Source organism: Actinosynnema sp. NPDC037264 (genome assembly GCF_055603705.1).
Genome location: NZ_JBVJVK010000019.1, coordinates 58,687 through 80,830 on the forward strand (window position 1 = coordinate 58,687; position 22,144 = coordinate 80,830).

At 73.2% G+C, this 22,144-nt stretch carries 23 protein-coding genes and 1 pseudogene; 14 read left to right on the plus strand and 10 right to left on the minus strand.

All coding sequences use genetic code 11. The features are described from left to right. Nucleotides 1–57: 57 nt before the first annotated feature. Both ACZ7GX_RS21865 and ACZ7GX_RS21870 read left to right on the plus strand, forming a co-directional pair. Nucleotides 58–978, plus strand: a complete 921-nt coding sequence (locus tag ACZ7GX_RS21865; protein ID WP_498779011.1) for a phosphotransferase enzyme family protein — start codon at nucleotides 58–60, stop codon at nucleotides 976–978. A gap of 52 nt (nucleotides 979–1,030) precedes the next feature. Continuing rightward, complete coding sequence (locus ACZ7GX_RS21870) at nucleotides 1,031–1,993, plus strand: GlxA family transcriptional regulator (RefSeq protein ID WP_498779013.1); 963 nt, start codon at nucleotides 1,031–1,033, stop codon at nucleotides 1,991–1,993. Here the strand turns inward: ACZ7GX_RS21870 and ccsB are convergent. The 6 genes and pseudogenes from ccsB to ACZ7GX_RS21900 all read right to left on the minus strand — a co-directional run bounded on the left by ccsB (nucleotide 1,975) and on the right by ACZ7GX_RS21900 (nucleotide 6,475). Beyond that, nucleotides 1,975–2,853 (minus strand): c-type cytochrome biogenesis protein CcsB, encoded by an 879-nt coding sequence (gene ccsB, locus ACZ7GX_RS21875; RefSeq protein ID WP_498779015.1) that lies wholly within the window; start codon nucleotides 2,851–2,853, stop codon nucleotides 1,975–1,977. The two genes, ACZ7GX_RS21870 and ccsB, sit on opposite strands and share 19 nt — an antisense overlap. Continuing rightward, nucleotides 2,846–3,226, minus strand: a complete 381-nt coding sequence (locus ACZ7GX_RS21880) for a hypothetical protein (RefSeq protein ID WP_498779017.1) — start codon at nucleotides 3,224–3,226, stop codon at nucleotides 2,846–2,848. The genes ccsB and ACZ7GX_RS21880 overlap by 8 nt, the downstream gene beginning before the upstream one ends. Nucleotides 3,227–3,294: 68 nt before the next feature. Then, nucleotides 3,295–4,176, minus strand: coding sequence for a M56 family metallopeptidase (locus tag ACZ7GX_RS21885; RefSeq protein WP_498779019.1), 882 nt, complete (start codon nucleotides 4,174–4,176; stop codon nucleotides 3,295–3,297). Continuing rightward, nucleotides 4,173–4,490, minus strand: a complete 318-nt coding sequence (locus ACZ7GX_RS21890) for a BlaI/MecI/CopY family transcriptional regulator (RefSeq protein WP_230568554.1) — start codon at nucleotides 4,488–4,490, stop codon at nucleotides 4,173–4,175. Before ACZ7GX_RS21890 ends, ACZ7GX_RS21885 begins: the two co-directional genes overlap by 4 nt. Nucleotides 4,491–4,638: 148 nt before the next feature. After that, nucleotides 4,639–5,273, minus strand: a pseudogene (locus ACZ7GX_RS21895) (response regulator). Then, nucleotides 5,270–6,475 carry a sensor histidine kinase gene (locus tag ACZ7GX_RS21900; protein WP_498779021.1) on the minus strand — a complete coding sequence of 402 codons (1,206 nt, stop codon included), beginning with the start codon at nucleotides 6,473–6,475 and terminating at the stop codon, nucleotides 5,270–5,272. The pseudogene ACZ7GX_RS21895 and the gene ACZ7GX_RS21900 overlap by 4 nt, the downstream one beginning before the upstream one ends. Before the next feature lie 179 nt (nucleotides 6,476–6,654). Here ACZ7GX_RS21900 and ACZ7GX_RS21905 point away from each other — a divergent pair, with 179 nt between their 5' ends. Together ACZ7GX_RS21905 and ACZ7GX_RS21910 are read left to right on the plus strand one after the other, a co-directional pair. Beyond that, nucleotides 6,655–7,728, plus strand: coding sequence for an ABC transporter permease (locus ACZ7GX_RS21905; protein WP_498779022.1), 1,074 nt, complete (start codon nucleotides 6,655–6,657; stop codon nucleotides 7,726–7,728). 31 nt (nucleotides 7,729–7,759) lie between these two features. Then, complete coding sequence (locus ACZ7GX_RS21910) at nucleotides 7,760–8,440, plus strand: ABC transporter ATP-binding protein (RefSeq protein ID WP_498779024.1); 681 nt, start codon at nucleotides 7,760–7,762, stop codon at nucleotides 8,438–8,440. A gap of 24 nt (nucleotides 8,441–8,464) precedes the next feature. On the opposite strand, the gene ACZ7GX_RS21915 is transcribed toward ACZ7GX_RS21910, so the two are convergent. After that, nucleotides 8,465–8,872 (minus strand): VOC family protein, encoded by a 408-nt coding sequence (locus tag ACZ7GX_RS21915; RefSeq protein WP_498779025.1) that lies wholly within the window; start codon nucleotides 8,870–8,872, stop codon nucleotides 8,465–8,467. Nucleotides 8,873–8,950: 78 nt separating this feature from the next. Continuing rightward, on the minus strand, nucleotides 8,951–9,763 hold the full coding sequence (locus ACZ7GX_RS21920) for a GntR family transcriptional regulator (protein ID WP_230568466.1): 813 nt from the start codon (nucleotides 9,761–9,763) through the stop codon (nucleotides 8,951–8,953). A gap of 179 nt (nucleotides 9,764–9,942) precedes the next feature. Between ACZ7GX_RS21920 and ACZ7GX_RS21925 the strand changes: the two genes are divergently transcribed. From ACZ7GX_RS21925 to ACZ7GX_RS21945, 5 genes are read left to right on the plus strand one after another with little or no spacing between them, the layout of a single operon-like run. Then, nucleotides 9,943–11,187 carry an extracellular solute-binding protein gene (locus tag ACZ7GX_RS21925; protein ID WP_498779026.1) on the plus strand — a complete coding sequence of 415 codons (1,245 nt, stop codon included), beginning with the start codon at nucleotides 9,943–9,945 and terminating at the stop codon, nucleotides 11,185–11,187. Between the two features lie 2 nt (nucleotides 11,188–11,189). After that, nucleotides 11,190–12,143 (plus strand): carbohydrate ABC transporter permease, encoded by a 954-nt coding sequence (locus tag ACZ7GX_RS21930; protein WP_498779028.1) that lies wholly within the window; start codon nucleotides 11,190–11,192, stop codon nucleotides 12,141–12,143. Then, on the plus strand, nucleotides 12,140–12,961 hold the full coding sequence (locus ACZ7GX_RS21935; RefSeq protein WP_498779029.1) for a carbohydrate ABC transporter permease: 822 nt from the start codon (nucleotides 12,140–12,142) through the stop codon (nucleotides 12,959–12,961). Before ACZ7GX_RS21930 ends, ACZ7GX_RS21935 begins: the two co-directional genes overlap by 4 nt. A gap of 18 nt (nucleotides 12,962–12,979) precedes the next feature. Then, complete coding sequence (locus ACZ7GX_RS21940) at nucleotides 12,980–14,464, plus strand: beta-N-acetylhexosaminidase (protein WP_498779031.1); 1,485 nt, start codon at nucleotides 12,980–12,982, stop codon at nucleotides 14,462–14,464. Nucleotides 14,465–14,482: 18 nt separating this feature from the next. Then, entirely contained in the window at nucleotides 14,483–15,865 is a 1,383-nt protein-coding gene (locus ACZ7GX_RS21945; RefSeq protein ID WP_498779033.1) for a cellulose binding domain-containing protein, read from the plus strand. A gap of 42 nt (nucleotides 15,866–15,907) precedes the next feature. On the opposite strand, the gene ACZ7GX_RS21950 is transcribed toward ACZ7GX_RS21945, so the two are convergent. Further along, the gene (locus ACZ7GX_RS21950) at nucleotides 15,908–16,819 is read right to left on the minus strand and encodes an NmrA family NAD(P)-binding protein (protein WP_498779034.1); all 912 of its coding nucleotides are present in this window, start codon (nucleotides 16,817–16,819) and stop codon (nucleotides 15,908–15,910) included. A gap of 131 nt (nucleotides 16,820–16,950) precedes the next feature. Between ACZ7GX_RS21950 and ACZ7GX_RS21955 the strand changes: the two genes are divergently transcribed. The 4 genes from ACZ7GX_RS21955 to ACZ7GX_RS21970 all read left to right on the plus strand — a co-directional run bounded on the left by ACZ7GX_RS21955 (nucleotide 16,951) and on the right by ACZ7GX_RS21970 (nucleotide 21,149). Further along, nucleotides 16,951–17,541 (plus strand): TetR/AcrR family transcriptional regulator, encoded by a 591-nt coding sequence (locus ACZ7GX_RS21955; protein ID WP_498779035.1) that lies wholly within the window; start codon nucleotides 16,951–16,953, stop codon nucleotides 17,539–17,541. A gap of 116 nt (nucleotides 17,542–17,657) precedes the next feature. After that, nucleotides 17,658–18,920 (plus strand): MFS transporter, encoded by a 1,263-nt coding sequence (locus tag ACZ7GX_RS21960; RefSeq protein ID WP_498779037.1) that lies wholly within the window; start codon nucleotides 17,658–17,660, stop codon nucleotides 18,918–18,920. Next, nucleotides 18,917–20,317, plus strand: coding sequence for a pyridoxal phosphate-dependent decarboxylase family protein (locus ACZ7GX_RS21965; RefSeq protein WP_498779038.1), 1,401 nt, complete (start codon nucleotides 18,917–18,919; stop codon nucleotides 20,315–20,317). Before ACZ7GX_RS21960 ends, ACZ7GX_RS21965 begins: the two co-directional genes overlap by 4 nt. 37 nt (nucleotides 20,318–20,354) lie before the next feature. Beyond that, entirely contained in the window at nucleotides 20,355–21,149 is a 795-nt protein-coding gene (locus ACZ7GX_RS21970) for an SDR family NAD(P)-dependent oxidoreductase (protein WP_498779040.1), read from the plus strand. A gap of 6 nt (nucleotides 21,150–21,155) precedes the next feature. Here ACZ7GX_RS21970 and ACZ7GX_RS21975 read toward each other — a convergent pair whose 3' ends face one another. Further along, nucleotides 21,156–21,605: a hypothetical protein gene (locus tag ACZ7GX_RS21975; RefSeq protein ID WP_498779042.1), complete on the minus strand. Its 450-nt coding sequence runs from the start codon at nucleotides 21,603–21,605 to the stop codon at nucleotides 21,156–21,158. A gap of 247 nt (nucleotides 21,606–21,852) precedes the next feature. Here ACZ7GX_RS21975 and ACZ7GX_RS21980 point away from each other — a divergent pair, with 247 nt between their 5' ends. Next, on the plus strand, nucleotides 21,853–22,122 hold the full coding sequence (locus ACZ7GX_RS21980; protein ID WP_498779043.1) for a hypothetical protein: 270 nt from the start codon (nucleotides 21,853–21,855) through the stop codon (nucleotides 22,120–22,122). The last annotated feature ends 22 nt before the right edge of the window (nucleotides 22,123–22,144 follow it).

Sequence of the window (22,144 nt, forward strand, 5' to 3'; positions counted from 1 at the left end):
TCGACGGTAGGTGATCCAGGACACGCGGGCAAGCCCCCGCCTGGCACAGTGGTCGTCGTGATGTCGGACGGCCTGCCGGACTGGTTGCCGGCCTGGTGCGCGGACCGGTTGGGCGACGAGCCGGTGGACGTGCTGTTCGCGGTGCGGCAGATGTCGACGGTGTTCGGGCTGCGGTTGGCCGGTGGGCGGGACGTCGTGGTGAAGGCGCGCGAGGACGAGGGCCGTGCCGCGTCGTGCGTCGCCGCGCAGGCATGGCTGGCGGGGCGGGGTTTCCCGTGCGCCCGGCCGCTCACGCCCGCGGACACCGTCGGCACGCTCGCGGTGCACGCCGAGGAGTACCTGCCCGGCGGTGAGCCGCTGGCGGGCGACTCGCCGGACGTCGCCGTGCGCTACGCGGAGGTGTTCGCCCGGCTGATGGCCGACCTGGCCGGCGCGACCGTCCCGCCGCCGCTGCCGAACCCGCGCTGGGCGCGGTGGGACCACACGGATCCGGGGCTGTGGCCGGCGATCCCCCTGCTGGACGACCGGGACCAGACCGCCGTGCCCGAGCACGTCGTCGACACGGCGGCCCGGGTGCGCAAGCGGCTCCTGGCCGCCGACCTGCCGCGCGTGCTGGGGCACGCCGACTACGAGGGGCAGAACCTCCGCTGGCGGGACGGGGAGGTGTGGGCCGTGCACGACTGGGACAGCCTGGCGTGGCAGCCGGAGGCGGCGCTGGTGGGTGCGGCGTGCGGCTCGTTCGTGCACGCCTCGCCGCCGACGCTGGCCCCGGTCGAGAGCTCCGCCGCGTTCCTGGACGCCTACCAGGACCGCCGGGGACGCCGGTTCACCGCGGAGGAGCTGGAGGTCGCGTGGGCGGCGAGCCTCTGGCAGGCGGCGCACAACGCCCGTTGGGAGGCACTGCACGGCAGCGTTCCGGTGTCGGGTGACGCCGTCCGCGCGCAGTCGGCCGAACGCCTCCGCCTGGCGGACGTCTAACCGCCCCGAAGTGGTTCGCCGGGGTCGCACCGGCCGGCGCTACGGTGCCACCATGCGCACGGTGGCCGTCCTCGCCCTCGACCACGTCGTCCCGTTCGACCTGTCCACGCCGATCGAGGTGTTCACCCGCACCCGCCTGCCCGACGGCGAGCCCGCCTACCGCGTGCTGGTCTGCGGCGCCACGCCGACGGTCGACGCGGGCGCGTTCACCCTCCAGCCGCCGTGGGGCCTGGACGCGCTGGCCGACGCGGACACCGTGATCGTGCCCGGCTGCGCCGACGCGACCGCGCCGATCCCGGACGAGGTGCTCGACGCCCTCCGGAACGCCGCCGCGAGTGGCGCGCGGCTCGCGTCGATCTGCGCCGGGGCGTTCGTCCTCGCGGCCACCGGCCTGCTCGACGGGCTGCGTGCCACGACCCACTGGTCGGCGGCCGGCGCGCTGGCCGCACGCCACCCGGAGATCGAGGTCGACCCGGACGTCCTCTACGTCGACAACGGGCGGCTGCTCACGTCGGCCGGCGCCGCCGCCGGACTGGACCTGTGCCTGCACCTGATCCGCCAGGACCACGGTTCCGCGGTGGCCGCCGACGCCGCCCGCCTGTCGGTGATGCCGCTGGAGCGCGAAGGCGGCCAGGCGCAGTTCATCGTGCACGAGCAGCCGCCGACGACCCGCGGCTCCGTGCTCGAACCCGTGCTGCGGTGGATGGAGGACAACTGCGCGCGCGACCTCGGCCTGGCCGACATCGCCGCGCACGCGGGCATGAGCACCCGCACCCTCAACCGCCGCTTCCGCGAGCAGACCGGCACCACGCCGTTGCAGTGGCTGCACCGCACGCGCATCCGCCGCGCGCAGCACCTGCTGGAGGCCACCGACCACCCGGTGGACCGGATCGCGGCACGGGTCGGCTTCGGTTCGCCCACCGCGTTCCGGGACCGGTTCAAGCGGGTCGTCGGCACCAACCCCCACGCCTACCGCTCCGCCTTCCGCCGTCCGGCTCAGTCGACGCCCGCGTAGGAGTGCAGGCCGACCGCGACCAGGTTGACGAAGAACAGGTTGAACAGCACCACGACCATGCCGATGACGTTGAGCCACGCCGAGCGCCGGCCACGCCAGCCCGCCGTGGCCCGCGCGTGCAGGTAGGCGGCGTAGCAGACCCATGAGACGAAGGCGACCGTCTCCTTCGGGTCCCACCCCCAGAACCGGCCCCACGCCTGCTCGGCCCACACCGCGCCGGTGACGATCGCGAACGTCAGGGCCAGGAACCCGACCGCGCCGGTGCGGTAGGCGATCTTGTCCAGGTGCTCGACGGGCGGCAGCCGGCGGCTCGGCTCGCCCTTCCTGGCGAACTCGCCCGAGCCGACCAGGTGCAGTGCGCTGACCACGCCGGACAGCAGGAACACGCCACTGGCCATGATCGCCGCGGCGACGTGGATGATGATCCAGTACGAGCGCAGCGGCGGCACGAGCGGCGCGGCCTCGGCGTAGAGCCGGTTGCCCGCCACGAACAGCAGCGACGCGATCGGCAGCAGCACGAACACCGACATCCGGCGCAGGTCGTACCGCGACACGAGGTACAGCCACGCGACGACGGCGATCAACCCGACCGCCGACAGGTACTCGTACATGTTGCCCCACGGCACCCGGCCGGTCGCCACACCGCGCAGCACCACCGACCCCAGGTGCAGCAGTCCACCCAGGACGGTCAACGCGACACCCGAACGCCCCAGCCGCACGGCGAACGCGGGCGGGTTCGCCGCGTGCCGGGTCAGGGCGTACTCGGCAGAGCAGAGCAGGGCGGCGAGCATGTAGACGCCGAACGCGCTGGTGAACAGCCAGTCGCTGAGCAGGGCGGGCACGGCGAGGCGGTCACCCATGGCCGGCCCACAACTGGTCGAGCCGCAGGATCATCACCGGCACGCTCAGGCAGGTCACGGTCAGCACGCCAGCGCCCCACCGGGACCGCTCAGCCACCGACCACACCGCGCCGAGCGGCAGCACGACCGCCACGCCGACCAGGTAGCCGACGAACGTCGCCCGGTCCAGCTCCCGGTCCGAGCCGAGCATCGCCACCACCCCGGCCGCGGCCTGCACCAGCAGGCCCGCCTCCAGCAGCAGGACGACCACCGCCAACCCGAGCGTCGGCCTGGTGCGCAACGTGATCGGGTGGTCGAGCACGGCCAGCACCAGCGCCCAGGCCGCGGCGGCCAACGCGACGACCGTCAACGCGGTCGCCAGGACTTGGATCATCGACAAACCCCTCCGAGCGGACTACTACGCAACGTAGCACTACGCGTTGTAGTAGATGTCGGAGAGGGTCACCGGACCAGGAAGCTCAGCGGGGTCGAGACCAGCACCAGGCCGCCGACCAGGGCGGACCACCGCAGGGCGGTGGGCAGCGGTGGCAGCCCGGCCAGTCGGACCAGCCGTGCCGCCACCGCGACGTCGGCCGCGCCGAGGGCGCCCTCAGGCGGACGCGCCGAGCCGAACCTGCGCAGTGCCGCGGCGAGGGGCTGGGCGCCGTGGCGCAGGCTCGCGCTCTCGTCGGCCCGCATCTCCACCAGCAACGCCACCGCCCGCGCCACCGACCGCACCAGGCGGACCCTCGGCAGCACCGAGCACAACGCGCTGAACGGCAGCAGCACCAGGTCGTGCCGCTCGCGCCCGTGCGCGTGCTCGTGGCCGAGCACGGCGTCCACCTGGTCGCGGGTCAACGCGGTCAGCGCGCCCGAGCTGAGCACGACGGCCGACCGCGCGCCGGGCACGCAGTAGGCGACCACGTGCGGGTGGTCGAGCACGAACGCGCCGGGCGCGGCGTCGTCACGGCGGGCCACGAGTGCCAGCACGTCGCGGTGCCGCCGCCGCACCCGCAGCACCGAGCCCCACGTCCACAGCAGCCCGATCGCCAGGTCCAACGCGGACAGCAGGCCGAGCACGACCAGCACGGCGAGCGGTGTCACGTCGCCGCGCACCGCGTCGTCCACCCACCGCCCCAACGCCACCGGGATGGGCGCGTCGTAGGGCGCGAGGCCGAGGGCGAGCAGCAGCCCGACCGCGGACAGCGCCCACGACAGGCCGAGCAGCTGCCACAGCAGGATCCCGGTGCGCGGCGCCCGCCACACCCACCGGGCGCGGGCGAGCGGTCCCGCCACCGCCACGCACAGCACGAACGTCGCCGCGAGGTGCAGCGCGGCGTTCACCGCTCGTCCAACGCCTGGCTCAGCGCCTCCGCCTCGGGTGCGGTCATCGACTGCGCGAAGTGCGCCAGGGCCGTCTCCCGGTCGCCGGTCAACGACAACGCGTCGAGCATCAGCCGCGCGACGTACTGCTCGCGGCTGGCCACCGGCGTGTAGTACCAGGCACGGCCCTCGCCTGCCTCGCGGCGGACGAAACCCTTCTTCGCCAACCGGTTCAGCACCGTCATCACGGTCGTGTAGGCGAGGTCGCGGTCGGCGAGCGCGCGGACGACGTCCCGCACCGCGACCGGCTCGTCGCGGTCCCACAGGACGTCCATCGCGGCCCGTTCCAGCTCGCCGAGCCCGGTCACCGCCTGCCTCCACCTGTCACGTGGCGATCGTACGAGTGCGGCGGGTCGGCGCCGCACCAGGTGCGGTGACCGGCACCGCGAAGCACCGGGCAGCGCAGGCCACCGTTCGGGCCGCTCAGGGCCGGCGGAGCAACCCCCGGTCGTACGCGGTCGCGACGGCGGCGGTGCGGGAGTCCACGCCGAGCTTGCCGTAGACGTGCACCAGGTGCGACTTGACCGTGGCCTGGCTGAGGAAGAGCCTGCTCGCGATCTCGGCGTTCGACAGGCCGCCCGCGACCAGGCCGAGCACCTCGATCTCCCGGGCCGACAACGCCGAGCCCGGTGCGCGCAGCCGGTTCATCAGCCGGTGGGCGACGTCGGGCGCCAACGCGGAACCGCCCGCCGCGGCGGTGCGGACGGCCGCGGCCAACTCCTCCGGCGCGGCGTCCTTGAGCAGGTAGCCCGTGGCGCCCGCCTCGATCGCGGCGACGATGTCGGCGTCGCTGCCGTAGGTGGTCAGCACGAGCACCCGCGGTGCGCCCGGCACGGCGGTGATCGCCGCCGTGGCCTCGGCGCCGTGCATGCCGGAGCCGAACTGGAGGTCCATCAGCACCACGTCCACGCCGGTCTCGGCGGCCAGCCGCACGGCCTGCTCGGCAGTGCGGGCCTCGGCGACCACCTCGAAATCGGCCTCGGTGGCGAGCACCGCGCGCAGCCCGCGCGCACGACCGGGTGGTCGTCGGCGAGCAGCAGCCGGATCGTCGTGCTCATGGCCGGGGCCCGCCGTCCCGCTCGACGTGGTCGAACCCGACTCCCACCGCGGTGCCGCGACCGGGTGCGGACTCGACGCTGAGCGTGCCGCCGAGCGCCCGCACCCGCGCGCGCATCGCGGTCAACCCGAACCCGCCGCCGACACCGCCGGGGAGCGGCTGCGAGGCCGGGTCGAAGCCCACTCCGTCGTCCACGACGTCCAGCGCGACCCCGGTGTCCATGTAGGACAGGGTGACCTCGGCCCGGCTCGCGCGCGCGTGCCGGACCGTGTTCGCCAGCGCCGACTGCGCGATCCGCAGCAACGCCACCTCGTCGGGCACGGGCAACGCCCCCGGCTCGCCGTCGAGGTGGAAGTGGACCGCCACCCCCGAGTTCGCCGCGGTGGTCGCGCACAGCCTCCGCAACGCCGCCACGAGCGACCCTCCGTCGAGGTCGGGCGGGGTCAGCGCCTGCACGAACCGGCGTGCCTCGGCGAGGTTGCGCTGCGTCTCCTCCCTGGCCAGTCGCACGTGCCCGGCCGCCGTCTCCGCCCGTCCGGGCAAGGCCCGTTCGGCGGCGCGCAGCAGCAGCTGGATGCTGGACAGCCCTTGGGCGAGGGTGTCGTGGATCTCGCGGGCGAGCCGTTCCCGCTCCGCCAGCACCCCGGCCGAGTGCTCCGCCTCGGCCAGGTCGGCCCGCGCCGCGGTGAGCTGCTCGATCAGCCGGCGGCGCTGCTCGCTCTCGGCGTACAGGGCCTGGTAGCCGAGCACGGTCGCGACCGCCACCGCAGCACCCAGCGTCGGCCCGATCACGGCGGCGGCGGTGAGCGCGTGCTGGTGCCAGGCGAACCCCGTGACGGCCAGCACCGTGGTGACCGCGACGGCGGTCAGGCCCCACCGGGTCGGCAGCAGGTGCAGCTGGAGGAAGAACAGGGGGAACGCGACCCAGATCCCGTCCGGCGTCAGCACCAGCAGCACCACCCACACCGCGACCAGCACCGCCAACCACCCGGCGGCGGCCTTGGCCGACCGCGTCACCCCGGGCAGCGCCGGACCGGCCGCGTAGACGGCGGCCAGCACCGCGGTGACGGCGACCACCGAACCCGCCCGCGGCAGCCCCGAAGCGGCGGCGCGCACCGCGGCGAGCACCAGCAGCCCCGCCATCAGCAGGTGCAGGCACACGCGCAGCACCCGCAGCGGCCAGGTCAGGGTGTGCGGTTCCACAACGCCTCCAGGCTAACGACCGCGGCGGCGACGGCATCAACCGAAAGTTCGACTTCGGCTCCGCACTTCGACGCCGCCGAAGCGTGCTCCGGTGCGATGACCCCGCCCGCGCGGCCCGCGAGGGTGGGAACCGAGCCGGGCGGAGGTCCCGGACGTCCGAGGAATGGCAGGCCGACACCGTGTTCGTCGCGTGGAGGGATCTCCGGTTCGCCAAGGGCCGATTCGCCCTGATGGGAACCGTCGTGGTGCTGATGACCCTGCTGGTGGGGCTGTTGTCCGGGCTCACCGCGGGCCTGGCCGGCGACAGCACGTCGGCGATCACCGGGCTGCCCGCCGAGCGGCTGGCCTTCGCCGCACCAGCCGCAGGCGAGTCTCCGTCGTTCACCGACTCCGCGGTGTCGGAGGAGCAGTGGCGGCTGTGGGCGCGGGTGCCCGGTGTCACCTCGGCCGAACCGCTCGGCGTCACCACGACCCGGGCCACCGGCGGGACAGGGGCGACCGCCGCCGTCTCGGCGTTCGGCGTGCGGACCGGCTCGCCCCTGGCGCCGGACGGAGGGAGGCTCACGACCGGGCACGCCGTGCTGTCCACCGGCGCCGCACGGGAGCTGGGCGTCGAGCCCGGCGACACCCTCACCGTGGCCGACGTCCGGCTCACGGTCGCCGCGGTCGCGGGCGACGCCGCCTACAGCCACACCCCCGTGGTGTGGACCGTCCTGGACGATTGGCAGCACCTCGTGCCCGGTGACGGCGGGCACGCGACCGTGATCGCGCTGAGCACCACCGGTGACGTCGACGTCGCCGCCGCCGACTCCGCCGCGGGCACCACGACCCTCGCCCGCGCCGACGCGTTGTCCGCCATCGGCTCGTTCACCTCGGAGAACGGGTCCCTGGAACTGATGCGCGCGTTCCTGTTCGCGATCTCGGCCCTGGTCATCGGGGCGTTCTTCACCGTGTGGACCATCCAGCGCTCCGGTGACATCGCGGTGCTCAAGGCGCTCGGCGCCACCACCGGCTACCTGCTGCGCGACGCGCTCGGGCAGGCGCTCGTGCTGCTGACCGGCGGCACCGCGCTCGGCGCGGGCCTCGCCGCCGCCATCGGCGCCGCCGCCGGGGACGCGGTGCCGTTCGTGCTCGACACCTCGACCGTGCTCGTGCCGGCACTGGTGACGATCGCGCTCGGCGCGCTCGGCGCGGCGCTGTCGGTGCGGCGCATCACCGCGGTCGACCCGCTGACCGCCCTGTCCACCCGCTGATCCCACACCTCACCGAACCCGGACCACGCGCATGAGCCTGCGGCTGACCGACATCGTCCTCACCTACCCCGACGGCGACACCCGCCTCACCGCCGTCGACCACGTCGACCTCCACGTGCCCGCCAGCACCGTGACCGCTCTCGTCGGACCGTCCGGTTCCGGCAAGTCGAGCCTGCTCGCGGTCGCCGCCGCCCTGGTCACCCCGGACTCCGGCGAGGTCGTGGTGGACGGCACGACCGCGACCGGCCTGTCCCGGGCCGGGACGACCGCGTTGCGGCGGGAGAAGATCGGGATCGTCTTCCAGCAGCCCAACCTGATCGCGTCGCTGACCGCGTCCGAGCAGCTGGAGGTCATGGCGCACCTCGACGGCCGGCCACCGCGGTCCGCCCGCGGCCGGGCCCGTGAGCTGCTGGCCGCCGTCGGGCTGGCCGACCTGGCCGGACGCCGCCCCCACCAGTGCTCCGGCGGGCAGCGGCAGCGGCTCAACATCGCCCGCGCGCTGATGAACGACCCGGCCGTGCTGCTGGTGGACGAACCCACGAGCGCACTGGACCACGAGCGCGGCGCGGCGGTCATCGAGCTGCTGACCACCCTCACCCACCGCCGCGGCACCGCCACCGTGCTGGTCACGCACGACCGGGCGCACCTGGCCGGGGTCGACCAGGTGGTCGAGATCGTGGACGGCCGGCTGACCTCGCCGGTCCGCCGCTGAGTCGCCCGGGGGCGGCGGGCCGGCTCACGTGCCGCTGATGTTGACCATCCAGAAGATGCCGAACCGGTCCTGGCAGGAGCCGAACTCGTCGCCCCACATCTGCTTCTCCAGCGGCACGGTGACCGCGCCGCCGTCGGACAGCTTCTCGAAGTAGCCGCGCAGCTCGTCGGCGTCGTCGCCGCTGAGGCTGACGGTGATGTTGTCGCCGGGGTTGTGCGGCATCCCGGGCGGGGTGTCGGCGCCCATCAGCGTGTAGCCGCTCGGCGTCTCGAGCATGCCGTGCATGATCTTCTCCGCCTCCGGCGCGTCGGCCTGGCCGTACTCGCCGAACGTGTTGAGCCGCAGCGTGCCGCCGAAGACCGATTCGTAGAACTCCATCGCCTCGCGCGCGTTGCCCGCGAAGCTGATGTACGGGTTGAGTCGAGAGGTCACCGTGTCCTCCTCGAAGGTCGTACGGGCGGGCCCATCCTGGCAGCACGGGCGACCGTCCGCAGGGGAGAGCACCGGGGGCTACTGGACGTCACCGGTGGTGGCCGAGCGGACCTGGCCGGAGGACAGGTCGCCGGGCGGGATGCCGGGGTGGTGGCCGGTCCGCGCGCCGGGCGTGGGCGCGGACGGTGCGAGCGACAGCTTCGAGACGATCCGGTAGCGGTCGCCGCGGTACAGCGAGTGCACGTACTCGACGGGACGGCCGGTGGTGTCGTTGGTCAGCCGCTCGAACAGCAAGGCGGGCGCGAACACCGGCACGCCGAGCAGTTCCGACTCGGCGTCGTTGGTGACCGTCGGCTCGATGGACTGCACCGCGTCGCTGACGTGCACGCCGTGGTCGGCGAGGCGGTCGTAGAAGTTGCCGGACTCCATGTCCGCCACCGTGAGGCCGGGCGCGACGGCCACCGGGACGTGCAGGTACTCGATCGCCATCGGCGCGCCGTCGACCAGCCGCAGCCGGGCGATGTAGGTGATCTCGGCAGCCGGCGACACGCGCAGCCTGCGGCCGACCCGGGCGCCGGCCGGGATGCGGGCGTGCTCCAGCACCCGGCTGGTCCACGCGCCGCCCGCCTGCGGCACGGTCATCGCGCGGTCGGCCGACACCAGCTCCTGGGTGATCTTGGCGGGCGCGACGAACGTGCCGCGGCCGTGCTGGCGGATCAGCAGGCCGGTGTTGACCAGTTCGTCCACCGCCGAGCGGAGCGTGGGCCGCGACACCGACAGCTGGGCGCACAGCACCCGTTCGGCCGGGATGGGCGCGCCGGGCGGGTGCGTCTCGATGAGTTCGAGCAGGTAGTCGCGCACCCGTTCGCGCTTGAGGATCGGTTCGGCCATGCAGCCTCGCTTCGTCTTGCCGGTCGTGGACCAGTATGTCAGACCAGTGGTCAGGTCGATAATCTTCAAGATCGAGAGCGCTCTCACCGCTGTGAACTGGGTGTTGACTGTCACATTGGTCTATGCCATCTTCGGGTGGCTCCAGCGGGTTTACCAATTGGTCAGATGAGAGGTGAGACGTGCCGAACCGCTCCGTCGCCTTCGTCCTCGCGTCGTCGCTCGCCCTGTCCGCCTGCGGTTCCGATCCGGGCGCGTCCGGCGGCAAGCAGGAGATCACCGTCTGGCTGATGAAGGACACGGCCACCGACGACCTCGTCAGCCGCTTCGAGACCGAGTTCGAGCGCGACCACCCCGAGCTCGACCTGAAGATCCAGATCCAGGAGTGGAACGGCATCACGCAGAAGGTGACCAGCGCGCTGGCCAGCACCGACCCGCCCGACGTGATCGAGGTCGGCAACACGCAGGTCGCCCAGTACGCGTCCAGCGACGGCGTCACCGACCTGTCCGGCAAGGTCGGCGAGCTCGGCGGCGACGACTGGATCCCCGGCCTCGCCGAGCCGGGCGCGGTGGGCGGCAAGCAGTTCGGGATCCCGTTCTACGCGGCCAACCGGGTCGTCATCTACCGCAAGGACCTGTTCGAGGCGGCCGGCGTGACGCCGCCGAAGACCCGGGACGAGTGGCTGGCCGCCACCCAGAAGCTGGACCAGGGCGACACGCAGGGCATCTACCTGCCCGGCCAGAACTGGTACGTGCTGTCCGGCTTCGTCTGGGACGAGGGCGGCGACCTCGCCAAGCAGGACGGCGGCCGGTGGTCCGGCTCGCTGAACACGCCGCAGGCGCTCGCGGGCGCGGACTTCTACCGGCGGTTGCAGGCGCTGGGCGACGGGCCGAAGGACTCCGACGAGGCCAAGCCGCAGCAGACCGACGTGGTCGCGGGCGGCCAGGTCGCGCAGTTCATCGCGGTGCCCGGCGCGGCGAAGCTCGTCGCCAAGGCCAACCCCGCGCTGGCCGACCAGCTCGGCTTCTTCCCCATCCCCGGCAAGACCGCGGCCACGCCGGGCGCGGTGTTCACCGGCGGCTCGGACCTGATCATCCCGCTCGCCTCGACCCGCCAGGACGGCGCGTACGCCGTGGTCAAGGCGCTGGCCGGGGAGAAGTGGCAGGTCGAGCTGGCCAAGGCGATGAACTACGTGCCGAACCGGACGTCGCTCGCGGACGCGGTCGGCGACGACCCCGGCGCGGCGGCGATGGCGGCCGGCGCGGTCAACGGGCGCGCCACGCCGAACTCGCCGAACTGGGCGGCGGTCGAGGCGCGCAACCCGATCAAGGAGTTCCTGACCGCCGTGCTGACCGGCGCCGATCCGGCGTCCGCCGCGGCCGAGGCGGACGAGGTCATCACCCAGGCGCTCAACTCGGGCGCCTAGCGATGACGACGACGTTGACGCGGGCGGTCGAGCGCCGCCCGCCACCGTCCCCTCCCCCGCCGCGCCGCCGCCGCACGTCCTGGTGGCCCTACCTGCTGATCGCGCCGACCGTGCTGGCCACCGGGTTCCTGCTGCTGTACCCGCTGGTGCGCAACGTGGTCATCTCGGTGCAGGAGTTCGGCCTGCCACAGCTGGTGCGCGGGAACGCGCGGTTCGTCGGCCCGGCGAACTACGCGCGGGTGCTGGCGGATCCGGAGTTCTGGGCCGTCGTGCGGCGGACGCTGGTGTTCACCGCGATCAACGTCGTGCTGATCATGGTGCTGTCCACCCTGGTCGCCCTGCTGCTGGTGCGGCTCGGGAAGTGGACGCGGCTGCTGGTGATGTCCGGGCTCGTGCTGGTGTGGGCGACGCCGGTGATCGCGGCGACCACCGTGTTCCAGTGGCTGTTCCAGTCCCGGCTCGGGGTGGTCAACTGGGCGTTGGTCGGACTGGGGTTCGAGGGCTACCGCGACTACACGTGGTTCGCCGACGGTCCCGCCACGTTCGCCATCCTGGTGGCGCTGATCGTGTGGCAGTCCGTGCCGTTCGCGGCGCTGTCGCTGTACGCGGCGATGGTGACGATCCCGTCGGAGCTGTACGAGGCGGCGCGGATGGACGGCGCGGGTGCGTGGCGGGTGTTCGCCGCCATCACGTTCCCGATGCTGCGGGCCATGTTCGGCCTGATCACGTGCCTGGAAGTGATCTGGGTGGTCAAGGCGTTCGTGCAGATCTGGGTCATCTCCCAGGGCGGGCCGGGGCAGGCGACCACGACGTTGCCGGTGTACGCGTTCCAGGTCGCGCAGTCGTTGCAGCGCTACGACCTCGGCGCGGCGGTGTCGATGCTCATGGTGCTGCTGCTCGTGCTGGTGCTGCTGGCGTACTTCCGGCAGATGTACCGGCAGGAGGAGGCCTCGTGACGGGCCGGGTGCTGCGCGGTGTCGCGGCGGTGGTCGTGTTCGTGGTGTCGGTGTTCCCGGTGTACTGGATGGTGCTGACGGCGTTCAAGCCCACGCGCGACATCCAGGCGGAAACGCCGACGTTCCTGCCGCTGTCGTTGACGGTCGAGCACTTCGGCACGGCGGTGTCGGCGCAGGGGTTCTGGTCGTTTTGGCGCAACAGCGTCCTCGTCGCCGGCGGCGCGGTGCTGCTGTCGCTGGTGGTGGCGCTTCTGGCGGCGTTCGCGGTGGCACGGCTGCGGTGGAAGGGGCGGCGCGGGTTCATCCTGATGGTGTTCGTCGCGCAGATGACGCCGTGGGAGGCGCTGCTCATCCCGATCTACGTGATCGCGCGGGACACCGGGATGCTCGACACGCTCTGGATGCTCACGCTGGTCTACTTCATGATCACGCTGCCGTTCACCGTCGTGACGCTGCGCGGGTTCCTCGCCGCCATCCCGGTCGACCTGGAGGAGGCGGCGCTGGTGGACGGGTGCTCGCGTGCGCAGGCGTTCCGGCGGGTGGTGTTCCCGCTGCTCGCGCCGGGTCTGCTGGCGACCTCGCTGTTCGGGTTCATCACCGCGTGGAACGAGTTCGCCTTCGCCAACGTGCTGATCATCAAGGACCAGGACGACCGCACGCTGCCCGTGTGGCTCTCGTCGTTCAGCAACACGTTCGGCACGGACTGGGGCGCGACCATGGCCGCCTCGACGCTGTTCATGCTGCCGGTGCTGGTGGTGTTCCTCGTGCTCCAGGGCCGGGTGACCACCGGGATCGTCGGCGGCGCGGTCAAGGGCTGACGTTCGTTGGAGGTACTCGTGATCGTGCCACGACCGACCCGGCTGATCCGGCGGCACGGCCGGTTCGCGCTCGACCGCGACACGGCGATCCGGGCCACGCCCGGCGCCCGGGGCGCGGCCCGGCTGCTGCGCGCGCTGCTGCGCCCGGCGACCGGCCTGCCGTTGCCGCTGCACGAGGACGGCCGGGTCGTGCTCGCGTTGGACGAGCGGCTGGTCGGGCTCGGCGACGAGGGCTACGCGCTGACCGTGAACGAGCACGCGGTGGTGTTGCGCGCGGCGACGCGCCACGGGCTGGCGCACGGCGTGCAGACGATCCGGCAGCTGGTGTCGCCCACGGCGCTGGGCTCGCGGCCGGTGTCCGGTGTGGACTGGACGGTGCCCGGCGTGGACGTCCGTGACTCGCCGCGGCTGCCGTGGCGGGGTGTGCTGCTGGACGTGGCGCGGCACTTCCAGCCGGTCGGCGTGGTGCGCCGGTTCGTCGACCTGATGGCGGTGCACAAGCTGAACGTGCTGCACCTGCACCTGACCGACGACCAGGGCTGGCGGATGCCGGTGCCGCGCCACCCGCGGTTGACCACGGTCGGCGGGTGGCGCGCGGAGAGCATGGGCGACGGCGTGCCGCACGGTGGTTCGTACACGCGCGCGGAGCTGGCCGGGCTGGTGTCCTACGCCGACGAACGCGGCATCCGGATCGTGCCGGAGATCGAGATGCCCGGTCACGCCCGCGCCGCGCTCGCCGCCTACCCGCACCTGGGCAACTTCCCCCGGCGGCGGTTGCCGGTCTGGACGCGGTGGGGCGTCAGCGACGAGGTGTTCGGCGTGGACGACGCCGTGCTGGAGTTCTGCCGGGACGTGCTGGACGAGGTGATCGAGGTGTTCCCCGGCCGGCACGTGCACCTCGGCGGCGACGAGTGCCCGACCTCGGAGTGGGAGTCCAGCCCCGGCGCGTCACGGCGGGTCCGGCGGGAAGGGCTGGCCGGGCCGCACGAGCTGCACGGCTGGTTCCTGCGCGCGATGGCCGACCACGTGGCGGGGCGCGGGCGGGTGCCGGTGTCGTGGGAGCCGATCGGGGACCCGCGCGTGGTGGTGATGCCGTGGCGTGACGCGGCGGACGCGCGGACCGCGTTGGACCTCGGGCACGACGTGGTGATGACGCCGCACCGGTCGACCTACCTGGACTACCCGCAGTCCGCCGACCCCGACGAGCCCGCCGGGCAACCGGGCCTGGTGGTGACCGCGCGGGACGTCTACGACCTGCCGCTGCCGGACGGCGTGCTCGGCGCCCAGTGCGCGCTGTGGACGGAGTACGTGCCGACCGCGCACCACCTGGAACGGCTCGCGTACCCCCGGCTGGCGGCGCTGGCCGACACGCTCTGGGCGCAACGCCCGTCCTGGACCGACTTCACCGAACGGATGCGCGCGCACACCGGCCGCCTGAGCGCGCTGTCCGTGCCCCTGTCGAGGAAGGAGGACGACGCCCGCTCCCCTGTCCCACCCTGCTGACTTGAGGAGAGAACCGAAGTGCACGCACGCATGATCGCCGCGATCGGAGCCGCCGCGGTGTCCGTCGCCGCGCTGGTGGCCGCCCCGATGGCGTTGGCCGCCGACGTGGTCACCGCCCAGTACCGGACCAGCGCGTCCGGTGCGACGACCGACCAGGTCGAACCGTGGTTGAAGCTGGTCAACACCGGCGGCACGACCGTGCCGCTGAGCGAGTTGAAGGTCCGCTACTACTTCAAGAGCGAGACGCCGGACGTCGGCTACCGCTTCGCGTGCTCGTGGGCGGTGCGCGGGTGCGGCAACGTCACCGGCACGTTCGGCACGCTGACCGGCGGTCCGGCCGACCGGTACCTGGAGGTCGGGTTCACCTCGGGCGCGGGCTCGCTCGCGCCCGGCGCCGACAGCGGTGACCTGCAACTGCGGTTCTACCGGTCGAACTGGGGGCCGATCACCCAGTCCGACGACTACTCGTTCCGCTCGGCGAGCACCTACTCGGCGTGGTCGAAGGTGACCGTGCACCGGGGCGCGACCCTGCTGTGGGGCACTTCTCCCGGCGGCACCGGTCCCACCACGACCACCACGACGACGAACCCGCCGAACCCGAACGGCCCGGCGTTGTTCGACGACTTCAACTACACGGGCTCCGGCGACTCGCGGATCTCCCAGCGCGGCTGGACGGTCCGCTCCGGTGGCGGCGGGCCCGGCGTGCCGGGCGCGGTGTGGGACCCGGCGATGGTGACGTTCCCGACCGTGGACGGCCAGAAGTCGATGCGGCTGGAGTCGTCCAACAACGGCTCGTCCGCGCGGCAGACCGAGCTGTACCACCAGCGGAAGTTCTTCGAGGGCACGTACGCGGCGCGGGTGAAGTTCTCCGACGCGCCGGTCTACGGCCCCGACGGCGACCACGTGGTGCAGACGTTCTTCACCATCACGCCGCTGAACAGCAACCTGGACCCGAACTACGGCGAGCTGGACTTCGAGTACCTGCCCAACGGCGGGTGGGGCGAGCCGGCCAACATCATGTACGAGACGACCTGGGAGACCTACCAGAACGAGCCCTGGATCGCCGACAACGTCCACACCGAACAGCGGCAGAGCTACGCCGGCTGGCACGACCTGGTGATCCAGGTGTCCGGCGGCCGGGTGAAGTACTTCATCGACGGCGCGCAGGTGGCCGACCACGGTGACAAGTACTACCCGGAGACCCCGATGTCGCTCAACTTCAACCTGTGGTTCATCTCCGGCGGCCTGGCGGGCGCGCCCGGCGACCGCGCGTACCAGCAGCACGTGGACTACGTGTACTTCGCCAAGGACCAGGTGCTCAGCCCGGCCCAGGTGCAGTCCCGCGTCGCCGGCTACCGCACGTCCGGCGTGGACCACGTCGACACGGTGCCCGCGAGCTGAAACCGGCCCCGGGCCAGGCGGCGTCGTCGCCTGGCCCGGGGTTCAGGGGGCCGCCGGCGCGAAGTGCGCGCGGTGGCGTTCGAGGAAGTCCCGCAGCGAGGCGCCCGGTCGCCCGGTGATCCGCTCGACCGTGTCGAACGTGGCCGCGGCCTCCGGCAGCGAACCCTCCCTGGTCCGTTCGAAGACCGTGCGGACGCAGGCCATGTAGAGGGGGTCCGCGCCGGCCGCCGTCATCGCCGCGAAGAACTCAGCCGGCTCCCTCGGCTCGTACCTCCAGTCGCGGCCGGTCACGTCCGAGAGCGCGGCGGCGATCCCGCCGATCGTGGCGGTCTCCGTGCCCAGCCCGTAGCTGCGGCCCACGTGGTCCGCGGGCGACCGCAGCACGACCGACGCGACCTCCGCGACGTCCTCGGTGTCGACCCAGCTGGTCGCGGCGTCGCCGACGTAGTGGGTGAGCACGGCCGATCCCGCGTCGCTCATCGCCGGCATCAGGAGGTTCTGCATGAACGAGGTCGGGTGGAGGTTCGTGTACCCGAGCCCGGACCGCTCCAGGTAGGCCTCCACCACCTGGTGCCAGCCGAAGTGCACGATCGTGGTGTCCGGCTCCGCGTGCACGCCGAGGTGGACGACGTGGTCGACGCCCGACAGCCGGGCCGCGTCGATCGCCGCCTTCGCCTGGTTCACCATCCGCACGTCGTACCCGGTCGCCAGGAACACCCTTCGCACGTCGCGCAGCGCCGCGACGACCAGGGCCGACCCGTGCCGCTCGGCCGAGTCGAGGTCGACGAGGCGAGCCTCGATCCCCCGTGCCTCGAACGCCGGCGCGGCCTCGGCGCGGCGGACCGCCGCGATCAGCCGCACCTCACCGGCCCGGTGCGCGTCGAGCAGTCGGTCGACCACCGCCCCACCGGTCCTGCCGGTGGAGCCGAACACGAGCACGCCGGGTGCCGACATCGTGAGAATCCCCTCGCTGAACGGACCGATCAGTCCGGGACCGATCGGTCCGGTAATCTTGGACCGGCTGCGGCGTCGCGTCAAGCAGGTCGGACCGAACGGTCCGCTAAGCTCGGGCGTGGGAGGCAGCGATGGCGCGACAGCCGGCACCGGACACCCGGGACCGCATCCTCGACACGGCGGCCAGGCTCTTCACCGCGCACGGCGTGCGGGCGGTCGGCATGCAGCGGATCGTCGACGAGTGCGGCTGCGGCAAGAACCTGCTCTACCGCGAGTTCCCGAGCAAGGACGACCTGGTGCTCGCCCACCTGTCGGGGTTGCGCGCGACCTGGCTGGCGCAGGTCGAGGAGGTCACGGCGCCCTTGGCAGGCGACCCGGCGGCCCAGCTGGTGGCGATCGCGGAGCTGGCGGCCCGCCAGGTGCGGGAGCCCGACTACCGCGGCTGCGCCTTCCGCAACTGCTTCACCGAGTTCCCGGACCACCGGGTGGGCGGGTTCGCCGCCGACCACCTGGCGGACGTGCGGGGGCACATCGCCGAGCTGGCCGAGCGGATGGGCGCCGAGCGGCCGGACCTGCTGGCGGACCGGATCTGGCTCGTGATCGAGGGCATGTACGCGAGCGCGGCGCACCCCGGCGGCGAGAGGGCGGCCGAGGTCGCGGTGGCGCTGGTCGCCGAGCTGGCGGGCGCCACGCCCGCCGGCCGCGCGGCGCTTCCGAGCTGACGGGCGCGCGGCCCGTCCCAACTGGCGGCCGCGCGGCACGTCCGACCCGACCGCGCCATCCATCCCGAAGTCGCCCCTCGCGCAGGTAGGGGGTCGAATGCGAAACTCTTCCGCCTATGCGGCAGCTCACGCGCGGCGTTCGGGCGGGGTACGCGACCGGGTCGTTCGTCACCGGCGCGTTCGGCACCGTGCCCGGGCTGCTGCTCCTGCCCTACCTGACCGACGGCCTGGCCGTGCCCGCCGCCGTGGCCGGCCTGCTCGTGCTCGTGCCGAAGGCGTGGGACGTGCTGTTCAACCCCGTGGCGGGCCGGCTCAGCGACCGGGCCGGGGTGCGGCGGCCGTTCCTGCTGCGCGGCGGGCTGGTGACGGCGGTGTTGTTCGCGCTGCTGTTCGCCGGGCCGTTCACCGGGACGGGCGCGGTCGTGTACGTGGCGCTGGTGTTCCTGGCCTGTGCGACCGCGTACGCGTTCTTCCAGGTGCCGTACGTGGCGATGGCCGCGGAGATCACCGAGGACTACGACGAGCGCACCCGGCTGATGGCGTGGCGGATGGCGTTCCTGGCGCTGGCGATCCTGGTCAGCGGCGCGGGCGCGCCGGCGGTGCGTGACGCGGCCGGCTACCCGGCGATGGGCGTGGCCGTCGCGGCGCTGATGGTGCTCGGCACGCTGGCCACGTTCGCGGGCACGCGCGGCGCGCCGGCGTCACGACGGGTGTCCGCGGCGACCGGCCTGGGCGAGCTCGTGGCGGCGGTGCGCGGGTCGCGGCCGTTCCGGCTGCTGCTGGCCGTGTTCGTGGTGCAGGCCGTCGGCCTGGGCACGATGCTCGCCGGAGTCGACTACTTCGCCCGGCTGGTGGTGGGCGAGCCGGGGTTGCAGACCGCGTTGTTCGCCGGGTTCGTCGGGCCCGCGCTGCTGGTGATGCCGCTGTGGCAACGCGTCGGGCGGCGGCACGGCAAGCGGGTCGGGCTGGTCGCGGCGTCGGTGCTGTTCGCGGTCGCGGTGGCCGGGCTGACCGCCGCACGGGTGCTGCCGGTGGCGGCGGTGCTGGCGCTGATGGCCGTGATCGGCGTGGGTTACGCGGGCATGCAGGTGTTCCCGCTGGCCATGCTGCCGGACGTGATCACCGCGGAGGAGCGGCGGACCGGCGCGACCCGCGCGGGCCTGTTCTCCGGGGTGTGGACGGCCGGCGAGACGTTGGGGCTGGCGCTCGGTCCCGGGGTGTACGGGCTGGTCCTGGCGTTCGGCGGGTACGTCGCGAGCACCGACGGCTCGGCCGTGCAGTCCTCCGGCGCGGTGACGGCCGCGCTGCTCGGTTTCACCGTCATCCCGGCCGTGCTGGCGTTGGCGGCCCTGCCCCTGCTGCGTGAGGAGACCGCGTGACCGATGACGTGCTGGCCGAGCTGCGTGCCCTGCGGGCCGGTGACCTGCCCACGCACGGCGGGCGGACGTTGGCCTACGTGTACGACAGCGCGCTGCCGGGCCTGGACGAGTTGGCCGCGTCCGCGCACGCGCTGGCGTCGTCGGTGAACGGGCTCGACCCGACCGCGTTCCCGAGCCTGCTGCGCCTGGAGAACGACGTGGTGCGCACGGCGGCCCGGTTGCTGGGCGGTGGTGACGCGACGGTCGGCACGGTCACGTCGGGCGGCACGGAGTCGTGCCTGCTCGCGGTGGTCGCCGCACGGGACTCGCGGCCGGAGGTCACGCGACCGTCGATGGTGCTGCCGGAGACCGCGCACGCGGCGTTCCACAAGGCCGCGCACTACTTCGGCGTCCGGGTGGTCGCGGTGCCGGTCGACCCGGGGACGTTCCGGGCGGATCCGGCGGCGATGGCGGCGGCGATCGACGAGTCCACGGTGCTGGTGGTGGCCAGTGCGCCGTCGTACGCGCACGGGGTGGTCGACCCGGTGGCCGAGATCGCGGCCGCGGCCCACGAGCGCGGCGTGCGCTGCCACGTGGACGCGTGCATCGGCGGGTGGGTGCTGCCGCACGCGCCGGACGCGCCGCCGTTCGACTTCTCCGTGCCGGGCGTCACCAGCATCTCGGTGGACCTGCACAAGTACGCGTACTGCCCGAAGGGGACGTCCGTGCTGCTGCACGCGTCGGCCGACCTGCGCCGGGCGCAGTACTTCGCGTCGGCCGCGTGGCCCGGTTACACGATGCTGAACTCCACCACCCAGTCCACCCGATCAGGTGGTCCGCTGGCCGCCGCGTGGGCCGTGCTGCGGCATGTCGGCGACGACGGGTACCGCTCGCTCGCGCGCCAGGCCCTGGCGAGCACGCGGGTGTTGCGCGAGGGCATCGGGAAGATCGACGGCCTGCGGGTGCTGGGCGAGCCGTCGGCGACGTTGCTGGCGGTCGCGGCCGCGCGGGACGACTTCGACGTGTTCACGGTGGCCGACGAGATGAAGGCGCGGAACTGGTACGTGCAGCCGCAGTTCGCCCACCGCTCCTCCCCCGCGAACCTGCACCTCACCGTGACCGCGGCGAACGCCGGGCACGAGTCGGAGCTGCTCGCCGACCTGAGGGCGTCGGTGGAGGCCGCCGTGGCGGCCGGGCCGGTGCGGGTGGCGCCGGAGGTCGTGGCGTTCGTCGGCGGGCTGGAGCCGGACTCGCTCACCCCCGAGGAGTTCGGCGGGCTGCTCGCGGCGGCGGGCATGGGTGGTGGTGACGGCGTGCTGCCCGAGCGGATGGCTACGGTGAACGCGCTGCTCGCGGCGGCGAGCCCGGCGTTGCGGGAGCGGCTGCTGGTGGAGTTCCTGGGCGCGCTGTACTCGTGAACGGCGGCGTTGCGCCGTTTGCGCGATCATGGTCGCCATGCACCTGGATCTGAGCGGGAAGACGGCGTTGGTCACCGGTTCCACGCAGGGCATCGGCGAGGCGATCGCGACGGCGCTGGCGCGGGCCGGCGCCCGCACGGCGGTGAACGGGCGCAAGGCCGACGTGGTCGACGAGTCGGTGGCACGGCTGCGGGAAGTGGTGCCGGGCGCGAACGTGCTCGGCGTCGCGGCGGACGTGTCGACGGCGGAGGGTGCGGCGTCGCTGATCGCGGCGCTGCCCGAGGTGGACGTCCTGGTGAACAACGTCGGCGTGTTCGGCGCGCGGCCGGCGCTGGAGATCACCGACGACGAGTGGCGGCGGTACTTCGAGGTCAACGTGCTGGCCGCGGTCCGGCTGACCCGCGCCTACCTGCCGCGGATGCGGGAGCGCGGGTGGGGCCGGGTGCAGTACATCGCCAGCGACTCGGCCGTGGTCATCCCGGCCGAGATGATCCACTACGGCGTGTCGAAGACGGCGCTGCTGGGCGTGTCGCGCGGGTTCGCCAAGGAGGCGGCGGGCAGCGGCGTCACGGTGAACTGCGTGATCGCGGGGCCGACGCACACCGGCGGGGTGGAGGACTTCGTCTACCAACTGGTGGACCGCTCGCTGCCGTGGGAGGAGGCGCAGCGGGAGTTCATGCGCGTGCACCGGCCGCAGTCCCTGCTCGGCCGGCTCATCGAACCCGAGGAGATCGGCAACCTGGTGGTGTACCTGGCCTCACCGCAGGCATCGGCGACGACCGGCGCCGCCGTGCGCGTGGACGGCGGCTACGTCGACTCGATCCTGCCGTGACGCGGCTCAGCGGCCGGGGATCACCGCTCCGGTCGCGTCGAAGACCACGTGGACGAGCTTCCCGTCCTGGTAGTCCGTCGATCCGGACAGGTCGGCCAGGAACACCCCTGCCTTCACCTGCGCCGGGATCACCCGCCCGTTCGGGCCGCGGAACTCCACCGCCGCGGCGTCGTGGCCCGCGTACCCGACGATGGTGAACCCCGGCCGATCCCCGTAGTCCGACAGCATGATCGTGGCGAACGGCTGCTCGCGGAACGCGGTGGCGGAGGGATCGGTAGAGGTGATCGAGACACCCGATTCGTGGACGCTGCACTTCACCAGCACTTTGCCCGAGATGGCACCGATGAGGAGGTGTCCGTCCTCTCGCCGCCACGCGGGCCCCAGGGTGAAAGCGTCCTCGGTGCCCGACAGTTCGGCGCAGCGCGCCCAGGCCGCCTCGACCTCCGTCGACGACACGGCACCCGACCACGGACGAGCTTCCCCTGCCACCGACGCCGGTTGCGCCGACACGCCCCACGCCAAGGCGACGACAAGCCCGCACACGGACCACGTGACAACCCTGGACATCGCCCACCCCCGCCCTGATCATGCCTGGCCGTGCCTGCCGACGAGGGCGAAATGCGGCGACAGTCCCGGCGCGCGTGCGTGATCACGCGCGGCATGGCGGCGGACGAGAGCGCGAGGCGCGGGCACCTCGGGGTCGATGACCTGCGCGGGGTGGCGCGAGAGGTGTTCGGGCCACGGGACCTGGTGTCGGTCCGCCTTCCTGGAGCTGCGCTTCGGGCCGCACTACCGCCACTTCGCCGACCCCGGCCTCGACCCCGCGCGGCCGGCGTTCTACCGCCTGGCCACCTGCCTCTCACTGGTGGCGGGTCCACTGCGACTCCTGGACGGCGACTTCCCCGATCGCGCCGGGATGCTCGACATCGTCGACCAGAACGTCTCCCGGACGCTTGACCGGCTGCCGGGGTAGGGAGCTCTGTGGGGGCGGCACG

Coding starts and splice junctions, on each gene's coding strand:
- ACZ7GX_RS21970 (WP_498779040.1), top strand. CDS start 20,355: ATGCACCTGGATCTGAGCGGGAAGACGGCGTTGGTCACCGGTTCCACG.
- ACZ7GX_RS21980 (WP_498779043.1), top strand. CDS start 21,853: ATGACCTGCGCGGGGTGGCGCGAGAGGTGTTCGGGCCACGGGACCTGG.
- ACZ7GX_RS21930 (WP_498779028.1), top strand. CDS start 11,190: ATGACGACGACGTTGACGCGGGCGGTCGAGCGCCGCCCGCCACCGTCC.
- ACZ7GX_RS21870 (WP_498779013.1), top strand. CDS start 1,031: ATGCGCACGGTGGCCGTCCTCGCCCTCGACCACGTCGTCCCGTTCGAC.
- ACZ7GX_RS21880 (WP_498779017.1), bottom strand. CDS start 3,226: ATGATCCAAGTCCTGGCGACCGCGTTGACGGTCGTCGCGTTGGCCGCC.
- ccsB (WP_498779015.1), bottom strand. CDS start 2,853: ATGGGTGACCGCCTCGCCGTGCCCGCCCTGCTCAGCGACTGGCTGTTC.
- ACZ7GX_RS21955 (WP_498779035.1), top strand. CDS start 16,951: ATGGCGCGACAGCCGGCACCGGACACCCGGGACCGCATCCTCGACACG.
- ACZ7GX_RS21910 (WP_498779024.1), top strand. CDS start 7,760: ATGAGCCTGCGGCTGACCGACATCGTCCTCACCTACCCCGACGGCGAC.
- ACZ7GX_RS21960 (WP_498779037.1), top strand. CDS start 17,658: ATGCGGCAGCTCACGCGCGGCGTTCGGGCGGGGTACGCGACCGGGTCG.
- ACZ7GX_RS21890 (WP_230568554.1), bottom strand. CDS start 4,490: ATGGACGTCCTGTGGGACCGCGACGAGCCGGTCGCGGTGCGGGACGTC.
- ACZ7GX_RS21950 (WP_498779034.1), bottom strand. CDS start 16,819: ATGTCGGCACCCGGCGTGCTCGTGTTCGGCTCCACCGGCAGGACCGGT.
- ACZ7GX_RS21920 (WP_230568466.1), bottom strand. CDS start 9,763: ATGGCCGAACCGATCCTCAAGCGCGAACGGGTGCGCGACTACCTGCTC.